At 64.6% G+C, this 18,749-nt stretch carries 18 protein-coding genes; 10 read left to right on the forward strand and 8 right to left on the reverse strand.

The genetic code is table 11. From position 1 onward, the window contains the following. Positions 1-45: 45 nt before the first annotated feature. From tauD to tauA, 4 genes are read right to left on the reverse strand one after another with little or no spacing between them, the layout of a single operon-like run. Positions 46-879, reverse strand: coding sequence for a taurine dioxygenase (gene tauD, locus N0B28_RS00975; RefSeq protein WP_054915908.1), 834 nt, complete (start codon positions 877-879; stop codon positions 46-48). Between the two features lie 21 nt (positions 880-900). Continuing rightward, positions 901-1,740, reverse strand: coding sequence for a taurine ABC transporter permease TauC (gene tauC / locus N0B28_RS00980; RefSeq protein ID WP_088514105.1), 840 nt, complete (start codon positions 1,738-1,740; stop codon positions 901-903). Then, complete coding sequence (tauB, locus tag N0B28_RS00985; RefSeq protein WP_043861607.1) at positions 1,737-2,531, reverse strand: taurine ABC transporter ATP-binding subunit; 795 nt, start codon at positions 2,529-2,531, stop codon at positions 1,737-1,739. The genes tauC and tauB overlap by 4 nt, the downstream gene beginning before the upstream one ends. 15 nt (positions 2,532-2,546) lie before the next feature. Next, a complete protein-coding gene (gene tauA, locus N0B28_RS00990; RefSeq protein ID WP_043861608.1) occupies positions 2,547-3,524 on the reverse strand; it encodes a taurine ABC transporter substrate-binding protein in 978 nt (325 codons plus the stop codon). 490 nt (positions 3,525-4,014) lie between these two features. On the opposite strand from tauA, the gene N0B28_RS00995 reads away from it, so the two are divergent. From N0B28_RS00995 to N0B28_RS01030, 8 genes are all read left to right on the forward strand, one after another. Next, positions 4,015-5,379 carry an OprD family porin gene (locus tag N0B28_RS00995; RefSeq protein ID WP_058541687.1) on the forward strand — a complete coding sequence of 455 codons (1,365 nt, stop codon included), beginning with the start codon at positions 4,015-4,017 and terminating at the stop codon, positions 5,377-5,379. Between the two features lie 157 nt (positions 5,380-5,536). Further along, positions 5,537-6,175: a peroxiredoxin gene (locus N0B28_RS01000; RefSeq protein ID WP_054915909.1), complete on the forward strand. Its 639-nt coding sequence runs from the start codon at positions 5,537-5,539 to the stop codon at positions 6,173-6,175. A 277-nt stretch (positions 6,176-6,452) separates the two neighbouring features. Then, entirely contained in the window at positions 6,453-7,046 is a 594-nt protein-coding gene (gene ssuE / locus N0B28_RS01005) for an NADPH-dependent FMN reductase (protein WP_043861611.1), read from the forward strand. Between the two features lie 96 nt (positions 7,047-7,142). After that, the gene (locus tag N0B28_RS01010) at positions 7,143-8,108 is read left to right on the forward strand and encodes a sulfonate ABC transporter substrate-binding protein (protein ID WP_275729888.1); all 966 of its coding nucleotides are present in this window, start codon (positions 7,143-7,145) and stop codon (positions 8,106-8,108) included. A gap of 58 nt (positions 8,109-8,166) precedes the next feature. Beyond that, positions 8,167-9,315 carry an FMNH2-dependent alkanesulfonate monooxygenase gene (ssuD, locus tag N0B28_RS01015; RefSeq protein ID WP_078481609.1) on the forward strand — a complete coding sequence of 383 codons (1,149 nt, stop codon included), beginning with the start codon at positions 8,167-8,169 and terminating at the stop codon, positions 9,313-9,315. 10 nt (positions 9,316-9,325) lie between these two features. Continuing rightward, positions 9,326-10,120: an aliphatic sulfonate ABC transporter permease SsuC gene (ssuC, locus tag N0B28_RS01020; RefSeq protein WP_043861614.1), complete on the forward strand. Its 795-nt coding sequence runs from the start codon at positions 9,326-9,328 to the stop codon at positions 10,118-10,120. After that, positions 10,117-10,929 (forward strand): aliphatic sulfonates ABC transporter ATP-binding protein, encoded by an 813-nt coding sequence (ssuB, locus tag N0B28_RS01025; protein WP_043861615.1) that lies wholly within the window; start codon positions 10,117-10,119, stop codon positions 10,927-10,929. The genes ssuC and ssuB overlap by 4 nt, the downstream gene beginning before the upstream one ends. A gap of 28 nt (positions 10,930-10,957) precedes the next feature. Next, the gene (locus N0B28_RS01030; protein ID WP_043861616.1) at positions 10,958-11,173 is read left to right on the forward strand and encodes a TOBE domain-containing protein; all 216 of its coding nucleotides are present in this window, start codon (positions 10,958-10,960) and stop codon (positions 11,171-11,173) included. Between the two features lie 78 nt (positions 11,174-11,251). Here N0B28_RS01030 and N0B28_RS01035 read toward each other — a convergent pair whose 3' ends face one another. From N0B28_RS01035 to N0B28_RS01050, 4 genes are all read right to left on the reverse strand, one after another. Continuing rightward, entirely contained in the window at positions 11,252-11,878 is a 627-nt protein-coding gene (locus N0B28_RS01035) for a TetR/AcrR family transcriptional regulator (protein ID WP_043861617.1), read from the reverse strand. Position 11,879: 1 nt separating this feature from the next. Beyond that, positions 11,880-13,466 carry a glutamate--cysteine ligase gene (gene gshA, locus N0B28_RS01040; protein WP_043861618.1) on the reverse strand — a complete coding sequence of 529 codons (1,587 nt, stop codon included), beginning with the start codon at positions 13,464-13,466 and terminating at the stop codon, positions 11,880-11,882. A 153-nt stretch (positions 13,467-13,619) separates the two neighbouring features. Further along, positions 13,620-14,006, reverse strand: coding sequence for a PaaI family thioesterase (locus N0B28_RS01045; RefSeq protein WP_052504261.1), 387 nt, complete (start codon positions 14,004-14,006; stop codon positions 13,620-13,622). Beyond that, complete coding sequence (locus N0B28_RS01050) at positions 14,003-16,318, reverse strand: Tex family protein (protein ID WP_058541685.1); 2,316 nt, start codon at positions 16,316-16,318, stop codon at positions 14,003-14,005. The genes N0B28_RS01045 and N0B28_RS01050 overlap by 4 nt, the downstream gene beginning before the upstream one ends. 242 nt (positions 16,319-16,560) lie before the next feature. On the opposite strand from N0B28_RS01050, the gene ompR reads away from it, so the two are divergent. Together ompR and N0B28_RS01060 are read left to right on the forward strand one after the other, a co-directional pair. Beyond that, positions 16,561-17,301, forward strand: coding sequence for a two-component system response regulator OmpR (ompR, locus tag N0B28_RS01055; RefSeq protein ID WP_043861620.1), 741 nt, complete (start codon positions 16,561-16,563; stop codon positions 17,299-17,301). A 124-nt stretch (positions 17,302-17,425) separates the two neighbouring features. After that, the gene (locus N0B28_RS01060) at positions 17,426-18,739 is read left to right on the forward strand and encodes an ATP-binding protein (RefSeq protein WP_043861621.1); all 1,314 of its coding nucleotides are present in this window, start codon (positions 17,426-17,428) and stop codon (positions 18,737-18,739) included. The last annotated feature ends 10 nt before the right edge of the window (positions 18,740-18,749 follow it).

Raw genomic sequence — 18,749 nt, forward strand, 5'->3', positions numbered from 1 at the left:
GATTCGTACCACGTAGTACGTAATCAATGGCCGCGGCGCACCGCCTCAAAACGGCTTGTCGCCCAGAATAGTCGCCCGATGCATTACCCGCCGCTGCGGTCGGTAATCGTCCACCGCGTAATGCTGCGTTACGCGGTTGTCCCAGAACGCCACGTCGTTTTCCTGCCAACGCCAGCGGATGGTGAACTCCGGGCGCGTGGCGTGGGCGAACAGCAGTTTCAGGATCGCCTCGCTCTCGGCCTCGCCCAGTTCGTTGATGCGGGTAGTGAAGCCTTCGCTCACGAACAGCGATTTGCGCCCGCTCACCGGGTGCGTGCGGATCACCGGGTGCGACAACGGCGGGTTGTTGCGCCGCGCCGCTTCCCAGCGCGCCAGGTCTTCGGCGGTGTTGCCAAAGCGCTCCAGCGGAAACGACTTGGTGAAGTCGTGGGTGGCGGTCAGCCCGTCGAGCAGCTGGCGCAGCGGCGCCGACAGTGCCTCATAGGCGGCAATGCCGCTGGCCCACAGGGTGTCGCCACCATAGGCCGGCAACTGCTTGGCGCTGAGCACCGCACCCAGCGCCGGGGTGGGCAGAAAGGTCACGTCGGTATGCCAGATGGCGTTGTCGCGTACATCGGTGACGGCCGTGTCGAGCACCAGCACCTGTGGCGTTTCGGGCACGTTGGGGTAGATGGGGTGAATGTGCAGATCGCCGAAACGCGCGGCAAAACTGGCCTGCTGCTGCGGGGTCAGCGGCTGCTCGCGAAAGAACAGCACCTGGTGCTGGAGCAGCGCCTGCTCCACGGCGTCACGGTGTTCACGGCTGATCTCGCGGGTCAGGTCGATGCCGCTGATCTGGGCGCCGAGCGCGGGGCTCAGCGGGGTAATGGTCAGGCTCATGTCGGTCTCTTTGTGCAAGTCTCAATGGCTCTGGCCATGCCAGGGCACCAGCTTGCGCTGCAGGGCGCGCAAGCTCATTTCCAATGCGAAGGCGATCAGGGCAATCACCAGAATGCCCAGCACCACCACGTCGGTCACCAGGAACTGCGCGGCTGACTGCACCATGAAGCCCAGCCCGCTGGTGGCGGCAATCAGTTCGGCGGCCACCAGGGTCGACCAGCCCACGCCCAGGCCGATGCGCACGCCGGTAAGAATGTCGGGCAGTGCGCTGGGCAGGATCACGTGGCGAATCAGTTGTGCCCGGGTGGCCCCCAGCGACTGCGCGGCGCGCAGCCTGGCCGGGTCGACGGTGCGCACGCCGGTGGCAGTGGCGATGGCGATCGGGGCGAAGATCGCCAGGTAGATCAGCAGCACCTTGGACAACTCGCCGATGCCGCACCAGATCACGATCAACGGCAGGTAGGCCAGCGGCGGGATCGGCCGGTAGAACTCGATCAGCGGGTCGAAGATGCCGCGGGCAATACGGTTGTGGCCGATGGCGATGCCGATCGGGATTGCGGTCAGGATCGCCGCGCCCAGGGCCAGGCCGATACGCTGCAGGCTCGCGCCCAGGTGCTGCCACAGGGTCGATTCCATGTAGCCCTGGGTCATCAGTAGCCAGGCCTTGCCCAGCACCGCCTCGGGCGAGGGCAGAAACAGCGGCTCGATCCATTCGGCGGCGGTCACCGCCCACCAGGCCAGCAGCAGCGTGGCCAGGGTCAGTACGCTGATCCAGCGTGTGCTCAGGCTGCGCCGCGCCTTCACGGGCACCGCTGCAGCAGCGGCAGGTTTGGCCGTTACCGGCAGGTCGAGGCTGCTCATGCGAGCTCCTTGCGCGGGGTGGCGCTGCGTTGGGAGAACACCCGCGACAGTACGTGCTCGCGGGTTTCGATGAAGCGTGGGTCGGACTTGATCGCGCGTGCCGATTCGCCTGCGGCGTAGCGCTGGCCGAAGTCCAGTTGCAGGCGCTCGACGATCTGCCCCGGGTTGGGCGCCAGCAGCACCAGTTCGGTGGCCAGGAACACCGCCTCCTCGATGTCGTGGGTAATCAGGAACACCGGCTTGGCGGTGCGTTGCCACACCTGCAGCAGCAGTTCCTGCATCTGTTCGCGGGTGAATGCATCCAGGGCGCCGAACGGCTCGTCCATCAGCAGGATGCGCGGGTCGGCAGCCAGTGCACGGGCCAGGCCCACACGCTGCTTCTGCCCGCCCGACAACTGCCAGATACGCCGGCTGCCGAAGTCGGCCAGGTCCACCAGGGCGAGCATTTCGCGGGCCCTGGCTTCACGTTGTGCACGGGGTACGCCGGCCAGTTCCAGGCCGAAGCCGACGTTGGCCAGTACGTCCTGCCAGGGCAGCAGGGCGTCGTCCTGGAACACCACGCCACGGTCGGCGCCGGGGCCCTGCACCGCTTGGCCATCGAGGGTGATGCGCCCGGCGCTGGGGGTGACGAAGCCGGCGATCAGGTTGAGCAGCGAAGTCTTGCCGCTGCCGGAAGGGCCCAGGGCCACCAGCAGCTGCTGCGGGCCCAGGCTCAGTGAGATGTCGGCCAGTACGGGTTCGGCAGCGCCGGGGTACTGTGCGCTGATGCGCTCCAGTTGTAGCAGGGCCATGAAGGGGCTCCGGTGTCAGTTGGTGATGAACTGGGCGCTGACATAGGGCGCGTAGTCCGGCAGTACCGCGTCGACCTTGCCTTGTTCCTTGAGGAAGGTGGCGGTGTCGGTGATGGCCTTGGTGGTCGGTGCGCCCAGGGCCGCGACCTGGTCGGCGGCCAGCGGGAACACGTTGCCCTGCAGCAGGCCCGGAATGTCCGCGGCCTTGGCGCCGGAAAGCTTGACCAGCTTGTCGACGTTGGCCTTGTCGGCCAGCCAGGCTTGCGGGTTTTTGCGGTAGTCGGCGTAGGCGTCGAGGGTGACCTTGGCGAAGGCCTTGACGATCTCGGGGTGCTTGGCGGCGAAGTCCTTGCGCACGATCCAGGCGTCGAAGGTCGGTGCGCCTTTTTCGGCCAGCTCGCCGGAGGTGATCAGCACCTTGCCGTTTTCCTTGGCCACGCCCAGGGCTGGGTCCCATACGTAGGTGGCGTCGATGTCGCCGCGCTTCCAGGCGGCGATGATCGCCGGTGGCGCGAGGTTGAGGATCTGCACCTTGGACGGGTCGATGTTCCACTGTTTGAGTGCGGCCAGCAGGCTGTAGTGGCCGGTGGACACGAACGGTACGGCGATCTTCTTGCCGATCAGGTCCTGCGGCGAGTTGATGCCGCTGCCCTCGCGAGCCACCAGTGCCTCGGCGGCGCCGATCTGGGTGGCGATCAGGAAGGTTTCCACCGGCAGCTTGCGGGTGGCGGCGGCGGCCAGGGGGCTGGAGCCCAGGTAGCCGATCTGTACGTCACCGGAGGCGACGGCGGTGATCACGTCGGCGCCGCTGTCGAACTTGCGCCAGTCGATGCTGGCCTTGCTGGTCTTTTCATAGGTGCCATCGACCTGGGCCACCTTGGCCGGATCGACGGTGGTCTGGTAGGCCACGGTCAGGTCGGCGGCCTGGACGAAGAAGGCGGCACCGGCCAGGGCCAGGGCGGTGAACAGGCGCAGCGGGGCAGGCAGGGTCATGGAAAACTCCTCGTCAGGCGGGTAGGCGGTGTGGATGACGAGAAGACTAATTGATCTAAGAATGTCGAAATAAATAACTTTTTGGCATTAGCTTAGGAGTCATTGGCTGGATGACCCGAGTCAAGGTGGTCGCTGCCAGGGTGGTGAACAATCGCGGGCTGCCGGGGCAATGAGGAAGATGATCGGTATAAAAAATATATTTTTAAGAAGATATGGGAATTAGCTTATGGGCTATCCTGCAAAACGCTGAAATAATCGGACTATATTCCGTAATAATCTGAAAAATTCACAAAATTGTCTTTTTTGATTTATAGGATTGTCATTATCCTTCGCACCCAAGGCCGGCGCCTTAGACCAAAGTAGTGAAACGACTGGTTACGATTGACTTATCAGTCACGCTTTGGTGCTAATCGCCAATCGTCTTTGGAGCGGAACGACAGAGTCTGCCCATCAAGCGACACACAAAAATTAGAATCGAAAGGAGTGATGCATGAACAAGTCCAGCCTGGCACTTGCCGTGGCCGTAGGGGTACTGGCCCAGCAAGCGGGTGCAGCCGGTTTCGTAGAGGACAGCAAGCTGTCGCTCAGTTCGCGAACCATGTATTTCGATAACGACAACCGTTATTCCCCTACTCCGGCTAACAACCGCGGTCCGGATAACCGTGAGGTTGGCCAGGGATTCAAGCTGGACTACCTGTCGGGTTTCACCCAAGGTACCGTGGGCTTTGGTGTAGATGTACAGGCACTCTGGGGTATCCATCTGGACGGTGGCCGTGGCAAGCACCCGGATAACAGCACCTTCCTGCCAAGCGACACCGACGGCTCTGCAGTGAGCCAATGGGCGCGTATTGGTGGTAACGCCAAGGCTCGTTTCTCCAAGACTGAGGCTCATTTCGGCAGCGCTCTGGCCCCGAACCTGCCAATCCTGGTCGCGAACGATGGCCGTTTGCTGCCGCAAACGTTTGAAGGCGGCACCATCCAGTCGAAAGAAATCGACAACCTGACCCTGAACGGCGGCCAGCTGACCCACGCCATGGGCCGTGCTTCGAGCAACCGTACCGGCCTGTCGGTGAACGGTGCGAGCGCAGACAGCAACAAGTTCCAGTTTGCCGGTGGCGACTGGAAGGTCACCAAAGATCTGACCCTGCAGTACTACTACTCGAACCTGGAAGACTTCTACAAACAGCACTTCCTGGGCCTGGTGCACGTGCTGCCAATCGGTGAAGACCAGTCCTTCAAGACCGACCTGCGCTACTTCGACAGCAGCAGCGACGGCAAGAACAGCAGCGGCGACGCTGGTTATGGCTTCAACAATAACAACGGTTATGCCAAGCACGCAGGCGAAGTCGACAACAAGACCTGGAGTGCAATGTTCACCTACACCCTGGGCGGCCATGCAGTCTTGCTGGGCCACCAGCAAGTGGGTGATGACGGTGGTTTCGTCTGGTTGAACCAAGGTTCGGTGCGTGACGGTAACGGTCGTCCAGAAGGTGCGGGTGGCGCAAGCTTCTACCTGTTCACCGACAGCATGATCAACCAGTTCGCCCGTGCGGGTGAGAACACCACATTCGGCCAATACTCGTATGACTTCGCTCGCCTGGGTGTTCCGGGTCTGAAGACTGCGATCTCGTATCTGCACGGTGAGAATGTTCGCAACGCCTCCGGTCAGGGCTCCTACAGTGAGTGGGAACGCGATGCGCGTATCGACTACGTGCTGCAAGAAGGCACCTTCAAGGGCCTTGGCGTCAGCTTGCGTCACGGCGTATATCGCGGCACCAACGGTGATACCAGCGAGTACACCAAAGATACCGACCAAACCCGCCTGATCTTCAACTACACCTACAACTTCATGTAAGTGTGATTGATGAAGAAACCCCGCCTTGCGCGGGGTTTTTTTCGCCTCCATTCCAATAGATCTAAAAATTATAAATAAATCGATATTTATTCTTTTTAACCTTATGCACAGGGAGGCTACAGTGAGGTCATAAACAACCCAGCCAAGGAGCCGCACCATGAGCCTCAGACTCGGCGATATCGCCCCCGATTTCGAACAGGATTCCAGCGCGGGCAAGATCCGCTTCCACGAGTGGCTGGGCGACAGCTGGGGCGTGCTGTTCTCGCACCCCGCCGACTTCACCCCGGTGTGCACCACGGAACTGGGCTTCACCGCCAAGCTCAAGGACCAGTTCGCCGAGCGCGGGGTCAAGGCCATCGCGCTGTCGGTCGACCCGGTGGACTCGCACCACCGCTGGATCGAAGACATCAATGAAACCCAGAACACCCTCGTCAACTTCCCGATCCTGGCCGACGCCGACCGCAAGGTGTCGGACCTGTACGACCTGATCCACCCCAACGCCAGCGACACCCTGACGGTACGCTCCCTGTTCGTGATCGACCCGAACAAGAAGATCCGCCTGACCATCACCTACCCGGCCAGCACCGGCCGCAACTTCAACGAGATTTTGCGGGTGATCGATTCATTGCAGCTCACCGACAATCACAAGGTCGCCACCCCGGCCAACTGGCAGGACGGTGACGAGGTGGTGATCGTGCCGTCGCTCAAGGACGAAGAGGAAATCAAGCGGCGCTTTCCGAAGGGCTACCGGGCGGTCAAGCCGTACCTGCGCCTGACCCCGCAGCCTAACCGTTGAATGTTTTGATGTAGCCACAGCAGGGCATTTCGGGGCCGTTTCGACGGCCCTTTTTTTATGTCCGCGCGGGCCTCTTTCGCCGGCAGGGCCGGCTCCTGCAAGGTTGCACTGCCCCCTGTAGGAGCCGGCCTTGCCGGCGAAGCTCTTATAGTTCTAGATAGAATAAACAAATGAAAAAATATGATTTATTGGTATATATGCCGAGCTGTTATGGTCACTCCACTCCAGCGAGATCCAATCTCGCGGCCCTCTAGAACACGATCAAGGAAGTGCTCCAATGCTGGTTGTTTCTCTCGGCGGTAGTCCCAGTCTGCGTTCGCGCTCCGGCGTCCTGCTCGACCGCGCGCGGCAATGGCTGAACAGCCAGGGCGTGGAAGTGGTGAGCTTCCAGGTGCGTGATTTCCCCGCCGAAGACCTGCTGCACGCACGTTTCGACAGCCCCACGGTGCAGCACTTCCTGCAACTGGTAGCCCAGGCCGACGGCCTGGTGGTTGCCACCCCGGTATACAAGGCGTCTTTCGCCGGTGCGCTGAAGACCCTGCTCGACCTGCTGCCCGAGCGTGCGCTGGAACACAAGGTGGTTCTGCCCATCGCCACCGGTGGCAGCATCGCCCACATGCTGGCGGTGGACTACGCGCTCAAGCCGGTGCTCTCGGCGCTCAAGGCCCAGGAGACCCTGCAGGGGATCTTCGCCGACGACAGCCAGATCGCCTACGGCGAAGGCAGCGCCGCCGCCCAATTGGCGCCGGTGCTTGAGCAGCGTCTCAACGAATCGCTGGAGCTGTTTCACAGCGCCCTGGCGCGCCGCCCCAAGCCGGTGGCCCCGGGCCTGCTCAACGAACGTCTGCTCAGTGCTCGCTGGAGCATCTGAAGCGCTACACCGGCTTTACCGTCTTACCCCACCTTACTCGCCCGCCAACGGGCAAGCAGGTGCAGCCTGAACCCCCACAGCAAAAAGGAGAGCGCTATGCGCACTGTCGTTTTGCGTCGCGGTCTGGTCGCTCTGTTTGCTGCGGCTGTGTCCTTCGGCGCCATCACTCAAGCCCAGGCCGAGAGCCTGCGCATCGGTTACCAGAAGTACGGCACCCTGGTGCTGCTCAAGGCCAAGGGCTCCCTTGAAAAGCGCCTGGCTGCCCAGGGCGTGCAGGTGCAGTGGACTGAATTCCCCGGCGGCCCGCAGCTGCTCGAGGGCCTCAACGTGGGCTCCATCGACTTTGGCGTGACCGGCGAAACCCCGCCCGTGTTTGCCCAGGCCGCCGGTGCCGACCTGCTCTACGTGGCCTACGAGCCGCCGGCCCCCACCAGCGAGGCGATCCTGGTGCCCAAGGGTTCGCCGATCCAGTCGGTGGAGGAACTCAAGGGCAAGAAGGTCGCCCTGAACAAGGGCTCCAACGTGCACTACCTGCTGGTGCGCGCCCTGGAAGACGCCGGCCTCAAGTACACCGACATCACGCCGGTATTCCTGCCGCCAGCCGATGCCCGCGCCGCGTTCGAGCGTGGCAGCGTCGACGCCTGGGTCATCTGGGACCCGTACCAGGCTGCCGCCGAGCAGCAGTTGCAGGCACGCACCCTGCGCGATGGCAGTGGCATTGTCGACAACCACCAGTTCTATCTGGCCACCCGGCCCTATGCGCAGCAGCACCCTGAAGTGATTGCCGCGCTGGTGGACGAGGTGCGCGCGGTGGGCGAGTGGTCCAAGGCCAACCCGCAGGAGGTCACCGACCAGGTGGCGCCGCTGCTGGGCCTGCCGGCCGACATCACCCTGACCTCGGTCAAGCGCCAGGGCTACGGTGCGCATTTCCTGACCCCGGACGTGGTCACCGCCCAGCAGAAGATCGCCGACACCTTCCATACCCTGAAGCTGATTCCCAAGCCGCTGAGCATCAAGGATGTGATCTGGACGCCACCGGCCAAGGTCGCCACCGCGCCTTGACGTTCGACCGCACCGGGGCGCCGCCCCGGCTTGCGCCACCCCTTAGGAGACAACTCCAATGAGCCTCAATGTTTTCTGGTTTCTGCCAACCCACGGCGACGGTCATTACCTTGGCACCGCCGAAGGTGCTCGCGCTGTCGATCATGGTTACCTGCAACAGATCGCCCAGGCCGCCGACCGTCTGGGCTTCGGTGGCGTGCTGATCCCTACCGGCCGCTCGTGCGAAGACTCGTGGCTGGTGGCCGCGTCGCTGATTCCGGTGACCCAGCGCCTGAAGTTCCTGGTGGCCCTGCGCCCGGGAATCATCTCGCCGACCGTGGCGGCGCGCCAGGCCGCGACCCTCGACCGCCTGTCCAATGGCCGTGCGCTGTTCAACCTGGTGACCGGTGGCGACCCGGAAGAGCTGTCCGGCGACGGCCTGTTCCTCAGCCACGAAGAGCGCTACCAGGCCTCGGTGGAATTCACCCGCATCTGGCGCCGCGTGCTGGAAGGCGAAACCGTCGACTACGATGGCCAGCACATCAAGGTAAAAGGCGCCAAGCTGCTCTACCCGCCGGTGCAGCAGCCACGCCCGCCGCTGTACTTCGGTGGCTCGTCGGAAGCGGCGCAAGACCTCGCCGCCGAACAGGTCGAGCTGTACCTGACCTGGGGCGAGCCACCGGCCGCCGTGGCCGAGAAAATCGAACAGGTGCGCGCCAAGGCCGCCCAGCAGGGCCGTAGCGTTCGTTTCGGTATCCGCCTGCACGTGATCGTGCGCGAGACCAACGCCGAGGCCTGGCAAGCGGCCGAGCGCCTGATCTCGCACCTGGACGACGACACCATTGCCCGTGCCCAGGCCTCGCTGGCGCGCTTCGACTCGGTGGGCCAGCAACGCATGGCTGCGCTGCATGGCGGCAACCGCGACAACCTGGAGGTCAGCCCCAACCTGTGGGCCGGGGTCGGCCTGGTGCGTGGCGGTGCCGGCACCGCGCTGGTCGGCGATGGCCCGACCGTGGCCGCACGGGTCAAGGAATACGCCGACCTGGGTATCGACACCTTCATCTTCTCCGGTTACCCGCACCTGGAAGAGTCCTACCGCGTGGCCGAACTGCTGTTCCCGCACCTGGACATCCAGCGCCCCGAGGCCCCGGCCGGTGCCAACTACGTGAGCCCGTTCGGTGAGATGGTCGCCAACGACATCCTGCCCAAAGCCGCGGCCAAGGCGTGAGGATCGAAGCATGAAAAGATCCTCCATTCCCTTGTCGCATCGCCTGGCGCCGTGGGCCCTGCCCGTGCTGCTGCTGGCGGTGTGGCAGCTGGCGGTCAGCGCCGGCTGGCTGTCGACGCGCATCCTGCCAGCGCCGAGCGCGGTGCTCAGTGCCGGCGTGGAGCTGGTGCGCAGCGGCGAAATCTGGACCCACCTGGCCATCAGCGGCTGGCGCGCCGCGGTCGGCTTCGTGATCGGCGGCAGCATCGGCCTGGCGCTGGGCTTCATCACCGGCCTGTCGAAGTGGGGCGAACGCCTGCTCGATAGCTCGGTGCAGATGATCCGCAACGTGCCGCACCTGGCGCTGATCCCGCTGGTGATCCTGTGGTTCGGCATCGACGAGTCGGCAAAGATCTTCCTGGTGGCCCTGGGCACCCTGTTCCCGATCTACCTGAACACCTACCACGGCATCCGCAACGTCGACCCGGCGCTGGTGGAGATGGCCCGCAGCTATGGCCTGAGCGGTTTTGCGCTGTTTCGCCAGGTGATCCTGCCCGGTGCGCTGCCCTCGATCCTGGTGGGCGTGCGCTTCGCGCTGGGCTTCATGTGGCTGACCCTGATCGTGGCCGAAACCATCTCGGCCAACGCCGGCATCGGCTACCTGGCGATGAACGCCCGCGAATTTCTGCAAACCGACGTGGTGGTGCTGGCGATCGTGCTGTACGCCGTGCTCGGCAAGCTCGCCGACCTGGCCGCCCGTGGCCTGGAGCGTGTATGGCTGCGCTGGCACCCGGCCTATCAAGTCAGCAAGGGAGACGGCGCATGACCGTGCTCAAGGAACAACCGCCACGGCTGCTGCGCGGAATACCGCTGGCCGTGCACAAGCTGCAAAAGACCTTTGGCCAACGTCAGGTGCTGCGCGACATCGACTTGCACATCCCGGCGGGCCAGTTCGTTGCCATCGTCGGCCGTAGCGGCTGCGGCAAGAGCACCCTGCTGCGTCTGCTGGCCGGGCTCGACCAGCCCAGTGCCGGCGAGCTGCTGGCCGGATCTGCGGCGCTCAGCGATGCCCGCGAGGACACCCGGCTGATGTTCCAGGAGGCGCGCCTGCTGCCCTGGAAGAAAGTCATCGACAACGTCGGCCTGGGGCTGACCGGCAACTGGCGTGAGCGTGCGTTGCAGGCGCTGGAGGCGGTGGGCCTGGCAGACCGGGCCAACGAGTGGCCGGCGGCGTTGTCCGGTGGGCAGAAGCAGCGCGTGGCCCTGGCCCGTGCGCTGATTCACCAGCCGCGCCTGCTGCTGCTGGACGAGCCGCTGGGCGCACTGGATGCGCTGACCCGGATCGAGATGCAGCAACTGATCGAGAACCTGTGGCGCAAGCACGGCTTCACCGTGTTGCTGGTGACCCATGACGTCAGCGAAGCGGTGGCGGTGGCCGATCGGGTGATCCTGATCGAGGACGGCGAGATCGGCCTGGACCTGCTGGTCGACCTGCCGCGTCCGCGGGCACGCGGCTCGCATCGCCTGGCGGCGCTGGAAACCGAAGTGCTGAACCGTGTCCTGTCGGTGCCGGGCACCCCGCCCGAGCCTGAACCTGTAGCACCTTTGCCCACGCAACTGCGTTGGGCCCATTGATCTTTCGTCTTTAAAAGGAAACCTGCACATGACCATCAAAGCGATCAACGTACGTAACCAGTTCAAAGGCACTGTGAAAGAAATTCTGGAAGGCCCTGTACTGTCGGAAATCGACGTGCAGACGGCATCGGGCATCGTCACCTCGGTGATCACCACCCGTTCGGTCAAGGAGCTGGAACTGGTGGTGGGCAGTGAGGTGATTGCGTTCGTGAAGTCGACTGAAGTGTCGATCGCCAAGCTCTGAAAAAGCTTCGCCGGCAAGGCCGGCTCCTACAGGTTTACAGCGGGCCTGTAGGAGCCGGCCTTGCCGGCGAAAGGGCCGTCAGCGTTTGGGCAGAAAGGGCGGCAGGTACAATCCCAGGTACGCATCGAACACCCGCATTCCTTCCTCCGCCATGCGCGGGGTGATCTGCCCGTGCAGCTGCACCGAACGGGCATACACCCGGTCTCCCAGCTCCATCGCTAGGGCAAACACATCCACATCGTCCGGCAACGCCGGCAGCCGGAAGTGCTCGGCAAACAGCTTGTGCATCAGGTCGCCCAGCTCGATATCGTGCTGGCGGTCGGCCTGGGTCACTTCGCTCAGCCCATGCTGCGCCAGAATCAGCTGGCGCGCCGCCGCATCCTGGTTGTAGATGCTCAGCATGCGCTGCTCCACCAGGCGCGACAGGTCGCCCCAGTGCTGCAGGCTGCCAGGCTCGATCGGCGCCTGCAGGCAGGCGCGAAAGGCGCTGTGCACATCCGCCGTCAAGGCTTCGAGCAGCGCCGGCACACTGGCGAAGAAGTGGTACACCGACGAGGGTGGGATCTGTGCGCGTTCGGCCACTGCATAGATCGACAGGCTGGCCACGCCTTCGCTGGCCAGCAGGTCGCGTGCGGCGGCCAGGATCGAGTCGATCCGGGCCTGGCTGGCAGCGCGCGGTTTGCGGGGCGTGGCTGCACGGCTCATGTCAGTTGCTGATCGCCAGGATGCTGGCCTGGTAGGCGCCCACGAACAGGTCGAAATCGACCACGTCCTCTTCGCGCTCCAGGGTGGCCTGGGCCTCCAGCGATTCACGCGCCAGGGCCTCGAAACGCTGCTGCGCCTCGCTGCTCAGCGGCGTGCCGCGCAAGTAGTCGGCATGCGCCTGGCTCTGGCGCAGGGAGAAGCGGCTGAAGCTCTCCTTGTGCTCGGTCATGCTCGCCAGCACCTGGGCCGACGGCGTCAGCGACGGGTCGCTGACCTTGGCCGCCTGCGCGGCCAGGGCCTTGGCGTGCTCGTCGCTGGCGTGGCTGCGGTCGAGCAGTTCGGCCAGCGGGGCGATACGTTGCAGCAGCTCGTCGGCCCACTGCTTGAGCGCGACCGGCTGGCCGTCACGTTGCAGTTCCAGGCCAGGCTTGCGGCCCTGCTTGACCACGCTGAGGAAGTTGCTGGTGCACTGGCCGCACTCGCCGTTGTCCAGCAGCGGGCTCTGCTCCAGTGCGCAGAACAGCAGGAAGGCGTCGAGGAAGCGCGCTTCGGTGAGGTCGATGCCGGTGGGCAGGAACGGATTGATGTCCAGGCAGCGCACTTCGATGTACTGGATGCCGCGGGCCATCAGCGCCTGGATCGGCCGCTCGCCGCTGTAGGTCACGCGCTTGGGGCGGATGTTGGAGTAGTACTCGTTTTCGATCTGCAGGATGTTGGTGTTCAGCTGTACCCACTCGCCATCCTTGTGCGTGCCGATCTCGACATACGGCGCATAGGGCGTGGCGACGGCCTTGCGCAGGCTGTCGGTGTAGCTGGCCAGGTTGTTGTAGCACGGCGTCAGGCCGGCCTGGGCGTTGCTCTGGTAACCCAGGTCGCTCATGCGCAGGCTGGTGGCGTAGGGCAGGTACAGGGTGTCGGCATCGAATTGTTCGAGCTGGTGCGCGCGGCCGCGCAGGAAGCCTGCGTCCAGCGCCGGGGAGGCGCCGAACAGGTACATCAGCAGCCAGCTGTAGCGACGGAAGTTGCGGATCAGTGCGATGTACGCCGACGACTGGTAGTCGCGGTCGTCGCCCGCCTGGCCTTCGGCCTGGCGCAGCAGCGGCCAGATCTGTTCTGGCAGCGAAAAATTGTAGTGGATGCCGGCAATGCATTGCATGGTGCGCCCGTAGCGCAGGGCCAGGCCCTTGCGGTACACGTACTTGAGCTGACCGATGTTCGAGGTGCCGTACCAGGCGATCGGGATGTCTTCCTCGGCCGGCAGCGGGCAGGGCATCGACGGGCTCCACAGGTACTCGTTACCGAGCTTGCTGTAGGCGAAGCGATGGATGTTCTCGAGGCTTTCGAGGGTCTGGGCAGGGTCGGCCAGGGCAGGGGTGATGAACTCCAGCAGCGACTCGGAATAGTCGGTGGTGATCTGCTCGTGGGTCAGGGCCGCGCCCAGGGCTTCGGGGTGCGGGGTCTGGGCCAGACGACCGTCCTCGGTCACGCGCAGGCATTCACGCTCGATGCCGTGCAGGCACTGCTTGAGCAGGGAGAGGTTGTCGCCCTGGCCGAGCAGGCTCAGGCGGCGGTTGAGAAGTTCGCTCAAGATGGATTCCTTCACGCGTCAGTCGCCCCAATATGGGGGTGGAAACGACGGTCTACAAGGGTGGACAGAGGAACTGGCGTGGTCGCCTGGTTTTCGCAGGGTTCCGGCAGTGCCCGCGCACTGCCGAAAGTACCGCACATTGGGCGTTTGCGGCTAGAGCACGGTGAAGGTGCCCTGGGCCCTGGCCATCAGTTTTTCGCCTTGCAGCACGTCGGCATCGACCACCAGGATGCGCCGCCCGGCCTGCAGCACACGGGCCACGCACAGCACCTCGCCCTCGCTGACCGGACGCAGGTAGTTGATCTTGCATTCCACGGTGACGCTCTGCTTGTCGAAGCCATGGGCGCTGGAGCAGGCCAGGCCCATGGCGATGTCGACCAGGCTGAAGATCGCCCCGCCATGCAGCTTGCCGCCGCGGTTGCGCAGGTGCGGCTCAAGGGCCAGGGCCACCTCGGCAACGCCCTGGTCGAGGCGTTGCAGGCGACAGCCGAGCAGTTGGCTGAATGCGCTGCGCACCTGCTCTTCGGGCAGGTCGGTCACTTCTTCTTCAACTGCTTGGCGTTGGCGAACAGCGAGGCCATGGCGTTGTTGGCCGGGGCCGGGGTCTCCTTGGCGCGTGCCGGCTGCTGCTGGCGCGGTGCCGAGCCCGGGCGGCTGCCGCGGGCGCCGTCGATTTTCTCGCCCGGGGTGTCGCCCATGCGCATCGACAGGCCCACGCGTTTGCGCGGAATGTCCACTTCCATGACCTTGACCTTGACCACGTCGCCGGCCTTGACCGCTTCACGCGGGTCCTTGATGAACTTCTCCGACAGCGCCGAGATGTGTACCAGGCCGTCCTGGTGCACGCCGATGTCGACGAAGGCGCCGAAGTTGGTCACGTTGGTGACCACGCCTTCGAGGATCATGCCCAGTTGCAGGTCCTTGAGGTCTTCGACGCCTTCCTGGAACTCGGCGGTCTTGAACTCGGGTCGCGGGTCGCGGCCGGGCTTGTCCAGCTCTTGCAGGATGTCGGTGACGGTCGGCAGGCCGAAGGTTTCGTCGGTGAATTTTTTCGGGTCCAGGCGCTTGAGAAAGCCGCTGTCGCCGATCAGCGAGCGGATGTCGCGGTCGGTGTCTGCGGCGATGCGCTGTACCAGCGGGTAGGCTTCAGGGTGCACCGCCGAGGCGTCCAGCGGGTTGTCGCCGTTCATCACGCGCAAGAAGCCTGCGGCCTGCTCGAAGGTCTTCTCGCCCAGGCGGCTGACCTTTTTCAGCGCGGCGCGGGTCTTGAAGGCACCGTTGGCATCGCGGTGTGCCACGATGTTCTGCGCCAGGGTGCTGTTGAGGCCCGAGATGCGTGCCAGCAGCGCCACCGAGGCGGTGTTGACGTCCACGCCCACGGCGTTCACGCAGTCCTCGACCACCGCATCCAGGCCACGGGCCAGCTTGAGTTGCGACACGTCGTGCTGGTACTGGCCCACACCGATGGATTTGGGGTCGATCTTGACCAGTTCGGCCAGCGGGTCCTGCAGGCGACGGGCAATCGACACCGCGCCGCGGATCGACACGTCCAGGTCGGGGAATTCCTTGGCCGCCAGCTCGGAGGCCGAGTACACCGAGGCGCCGGCTTCGGAGACCATGATCTTGGTCATCTTCAAGGCTGGGTATTTCTTGATCAGCTCGGCGGCCAGCTTGTCGGTTTCACGGCTGGCGGTGCCGTTGCCGATGGCGATCAGCTCGACCTTGTGCCTGGCGCACAGGGCGGCGAGCACGGCGATGGTCTGGTCCCACTGGTTCTTGGGTACGTGCGGGTACACCGTGGCGGTGTCGAGCAGTTTGCCGGTGGCATCCACCACCGCCACCTTGCAGCCGGTGCGCAGGCCCGGGTCCAGGCCCAGGGTGGTGCGCGGGCCGGCCGGGGCGGCCAGCAGCAGGTCATGCAGGTTGTGGGCGAACACGTTGATCGCCTCGCTCTCGGCGTTGTCGCGCAGCTCGCCGAACAGGTCGGTTTCCAGGTGCGTGTAGAGCTTGACCTTCCAGGTCCAGCGCACCACTTCGCCCAGCCACTTGTCGGCTGGGCGGTTCTGGTTTTTCACGCCGAAGTGCTCGCCGATCATCATTTCGCAGGGGTGCAGGGTGCCGGGCAGCTCTTCGCCGACCTTGAGGCTGGCCGACAGCACGCCTTCGTTGCGCCCGCGGAAGATCGCCAGGGCGCGGTGCGAGGGCGCGCTCTTGAGCGGCTCGTCGTGTTCGAAGTAGTCGCGAAACTTTGCCCCTTCCTCTTCCTTTCCGGCCACCAGGCGAGCGCTGAGCACCGATTCCTGCTTGAGGAAGTTGCGCAGCTTGGCCAGCAGGCTGGCGTCTTCGGCGAAGCGCTCCATGAGGATGTACTTGGCGCCTTCGAGGGCCGCCTTGACGTCGGCCACGCCTTTTTCGGCGTCGACGAAGCGCGCCGCTTCGGTTTCCGGGTTCAGCTGCGGGTCGTTGAACAGGCCGTCGGCCAGCTCGCCCAGGCCGGCTTCCAGGGCGATCTGGCCCTTGGTGCGGCGCTTCTGCTTGTACGGCAGGTAAAGGTCTTCGAGGCGGGTCTTGGTGTCGGCCAGCTTGATCTCGCGGGCCAGCTCCGGGGTCAGCTTGCCCTGCTCCTCGATGCTGGCCAGGATGCTGGCGCGGCGGTCGTCGAGTTCGCGCAGGTAGCGCAGGCGCTCTTCCAGGTTGCGCAGTTGGGTGTCGTCCAGGCTGCCGGTCACTTCTTTACGGTAACGGGCGATAAAGGGCACCGTGGAGCCTTCATCAAGTAGAGCCACGGCCGCTTCGACCTGTTGCGGGCGGACACCGAGTTCCTCGGCGATGCGGCTGTTGATGCTGTCCATAAAACCACCTGACAATTCGTGAATGCAAAGGCCGCAGGCCGGCGCCACGGGGCGCGCTCGAGCAGGGCGACGCTGGATCGAAGCGGCGCATTATACCCAGCGATCCGGGCTTGCGGGGATCGCGGCGCGCCAGCCTGTCGGGGCATGCCGCTGGCGACTTGGGAAAAATCTGCTAACAATGCACACGGCACGCTCAAATGGCGCCTAAGCCATAATGCCCGCCGAGATTAAAGGAGCTACCCATGAGCAGCACTGCACAACCCGCCGAAGGCGAGAAAATCCTCATCGTCGATGACGACCCGGGCCTGAGCAGCCTGCTGGAGCGTTTCTTCACCAGCAAGGGCTACCGTGCCCGTGCCGTACCCAACACCGAACAGATGGACCGCCTGCTGGCGCGTGAAGTGTTCAACCTGATCGTGCTCGACCTGATGCTCCCCGGCGAAGACGGCCTGACCGCCTGCAAGCGCCTGCGCGGGGCAAACAACCAGGTGCCGATCATCATGCTCACCGCCAAGGGTGACGAACTCAGCCGCATCAAGGGCCTGGAACTGGGCGCCGACGACTACCTGGCCAAGCCGTTCAACCCCGACGAGCTGATGGCGCGGGTCAAGGCCGTGCTGCGTCGTCAGGCCCCGGTGGTACCGGGCGCACCAGGCAGCGAGGACGAAACCGTCACCTTCGGCGACTACGCGCTGTCGCTGGCCACCCGCGAACTCAAGCGCGGCGACGAAGTGCACATGCTCACCACCGGCGAATTCGCGGTGCTCAAGGCGCTGGTGATGCATGCCCGCGAGCCGCTGACCCGCGACAAGCTGATGAACCTGGCGCGCGGTCGCGAGTGGGACGCCCTGGAGCGCTCCATCGATGTGCAGATCTCGCGTTTGCGCCGCATGATCGAACCCGACCCTTCCAAGCCACGCTATATCCAGACCGTCTGGGGTGTGGGCTATGTCTTCGTGCCGGATGGCAATGCCGGCAAGTGAAGCCTTGTACAGGAGCAGGTCAGCATAGGCAGGGCGCCCCTCGGGTTGCCCTGTTTTTGCCTGTGCCGAAATCCGCAACGCCTGCGAGCCGCGCTCGCTCCTGCCAACCGTGTAGCCGTCGCCCATGAAAACGCCATTGTGGTTCCCCCAAAGCTTCTTCGCCCGCACGCTGTGGCTGGTGCTGGCCGTGGTGCTGTTCTCCAAGGCACTGACGCTGGTGTACCTGCTGATGAACGAGGACGTGCTGGTGGACCGCCAGTACAGCCACGGCGTCGCACTGACGCTGCGCGCCTACTGGGCGGCCGATGAGGAAAACCGCGAGAAGATTGCCGAAGCCGCCGGCTTGAAGCGGGTGGTCGGTACCGGTGTGCCCGAGGGTGAGCAGCACTGGCCCTACAGCGAGATCTACCAGCGCCAGATGCAGGCCGAACTGGGCGAGGACACCGAGGTGCGCCTGCGCATCCATGCGCCGCCGGCGCTGTGGGTACAGGCCCCGAGCCTGGGCGATGGCTGGCTGAAGGTGCCGCTGTACCCGCACCCGTTGCGTGGCCAGAAGATCTGGAACGTGCTGGGCTGGTTCCTGGCCATCGGCCTGTTGTCCACGGCTTCGGCCTGGATCTTCGTGCGCCAGCTCAACCAGCCGCTCAAGCGCCTGGTGTTCGCCGCCCGGCAACTGGGCCAGGGGCGCAGCGTGCGCCTGCCGATCAGCGACACGCCCAGCGAGATGACCGAGGTCTACCGGGCCTTCAACCAGATGGCGGAGGATGTCGAGCAGGCGGGGCGCGAGCGTGAGCTGATGCTGGCCGGGGTGTCCCATGACCTGCGCACACCGCTAACGCGCCTGCGCCTGTCGCTGTCGCTGCTGGCCAACGAAAGCGACCTGACCGATGACATGGTGCGCGACATCGAGGACATGGACGCGATTCTCGACCAGTTCCTGGCGTTCATCCGCGATGGCCGCGACGAGCCGGTCGAGGAGGTGGACCTCAGCGACCTGGTACGCGAGGTGGTCGCGCCGTTCAACCAGCCCGAAGAGCAGGTGCGGCTGTGCCTGGAGCCGATACCGCCGTTTCCGCTGCGCCGGGTATCGATCAAGCGCCTGCTCAACAACCTGATCGGCAATGCGCTGCATCACGCCGGGCAGGGCGTGGAAGTGGCGGCCTATGTCTCGGGTGACACCAGCGCGCCCTACGTGGTGCTGAGCGTGCTCGACCGCGGCGCCGGCATCGATCCGGGTGAGCTGGAGGCGATCTTCAATCCGTTCATTCGCGGTGATCGCGCCCGCAGCGGCAAGGGCACCGGCCTGGGCCTGGCGATCGTCAAGCGCATTGCCGCCCAGCACGGCGGCAATGTGGAGCTGCGCAACCGTTCCGGTGGCGGCATCGAGGCGCGGGTACGCTTGCCCCTGGGCCTGCTGCTGCCACGCGACGCGGTCTAGGGACGCAAGG

This window comes from Pseudomonas sp. SD17-1 (assembly GCF_029201585.1).
GTDB classification, from domain to species: domain Bacteria; phylum Pseudomonadota; class Gammaproteobacteria; order Pseudomonadales; family Pseudomonadaceae; genus Aquipseudomonas; species Aquipseudomonas palmensis.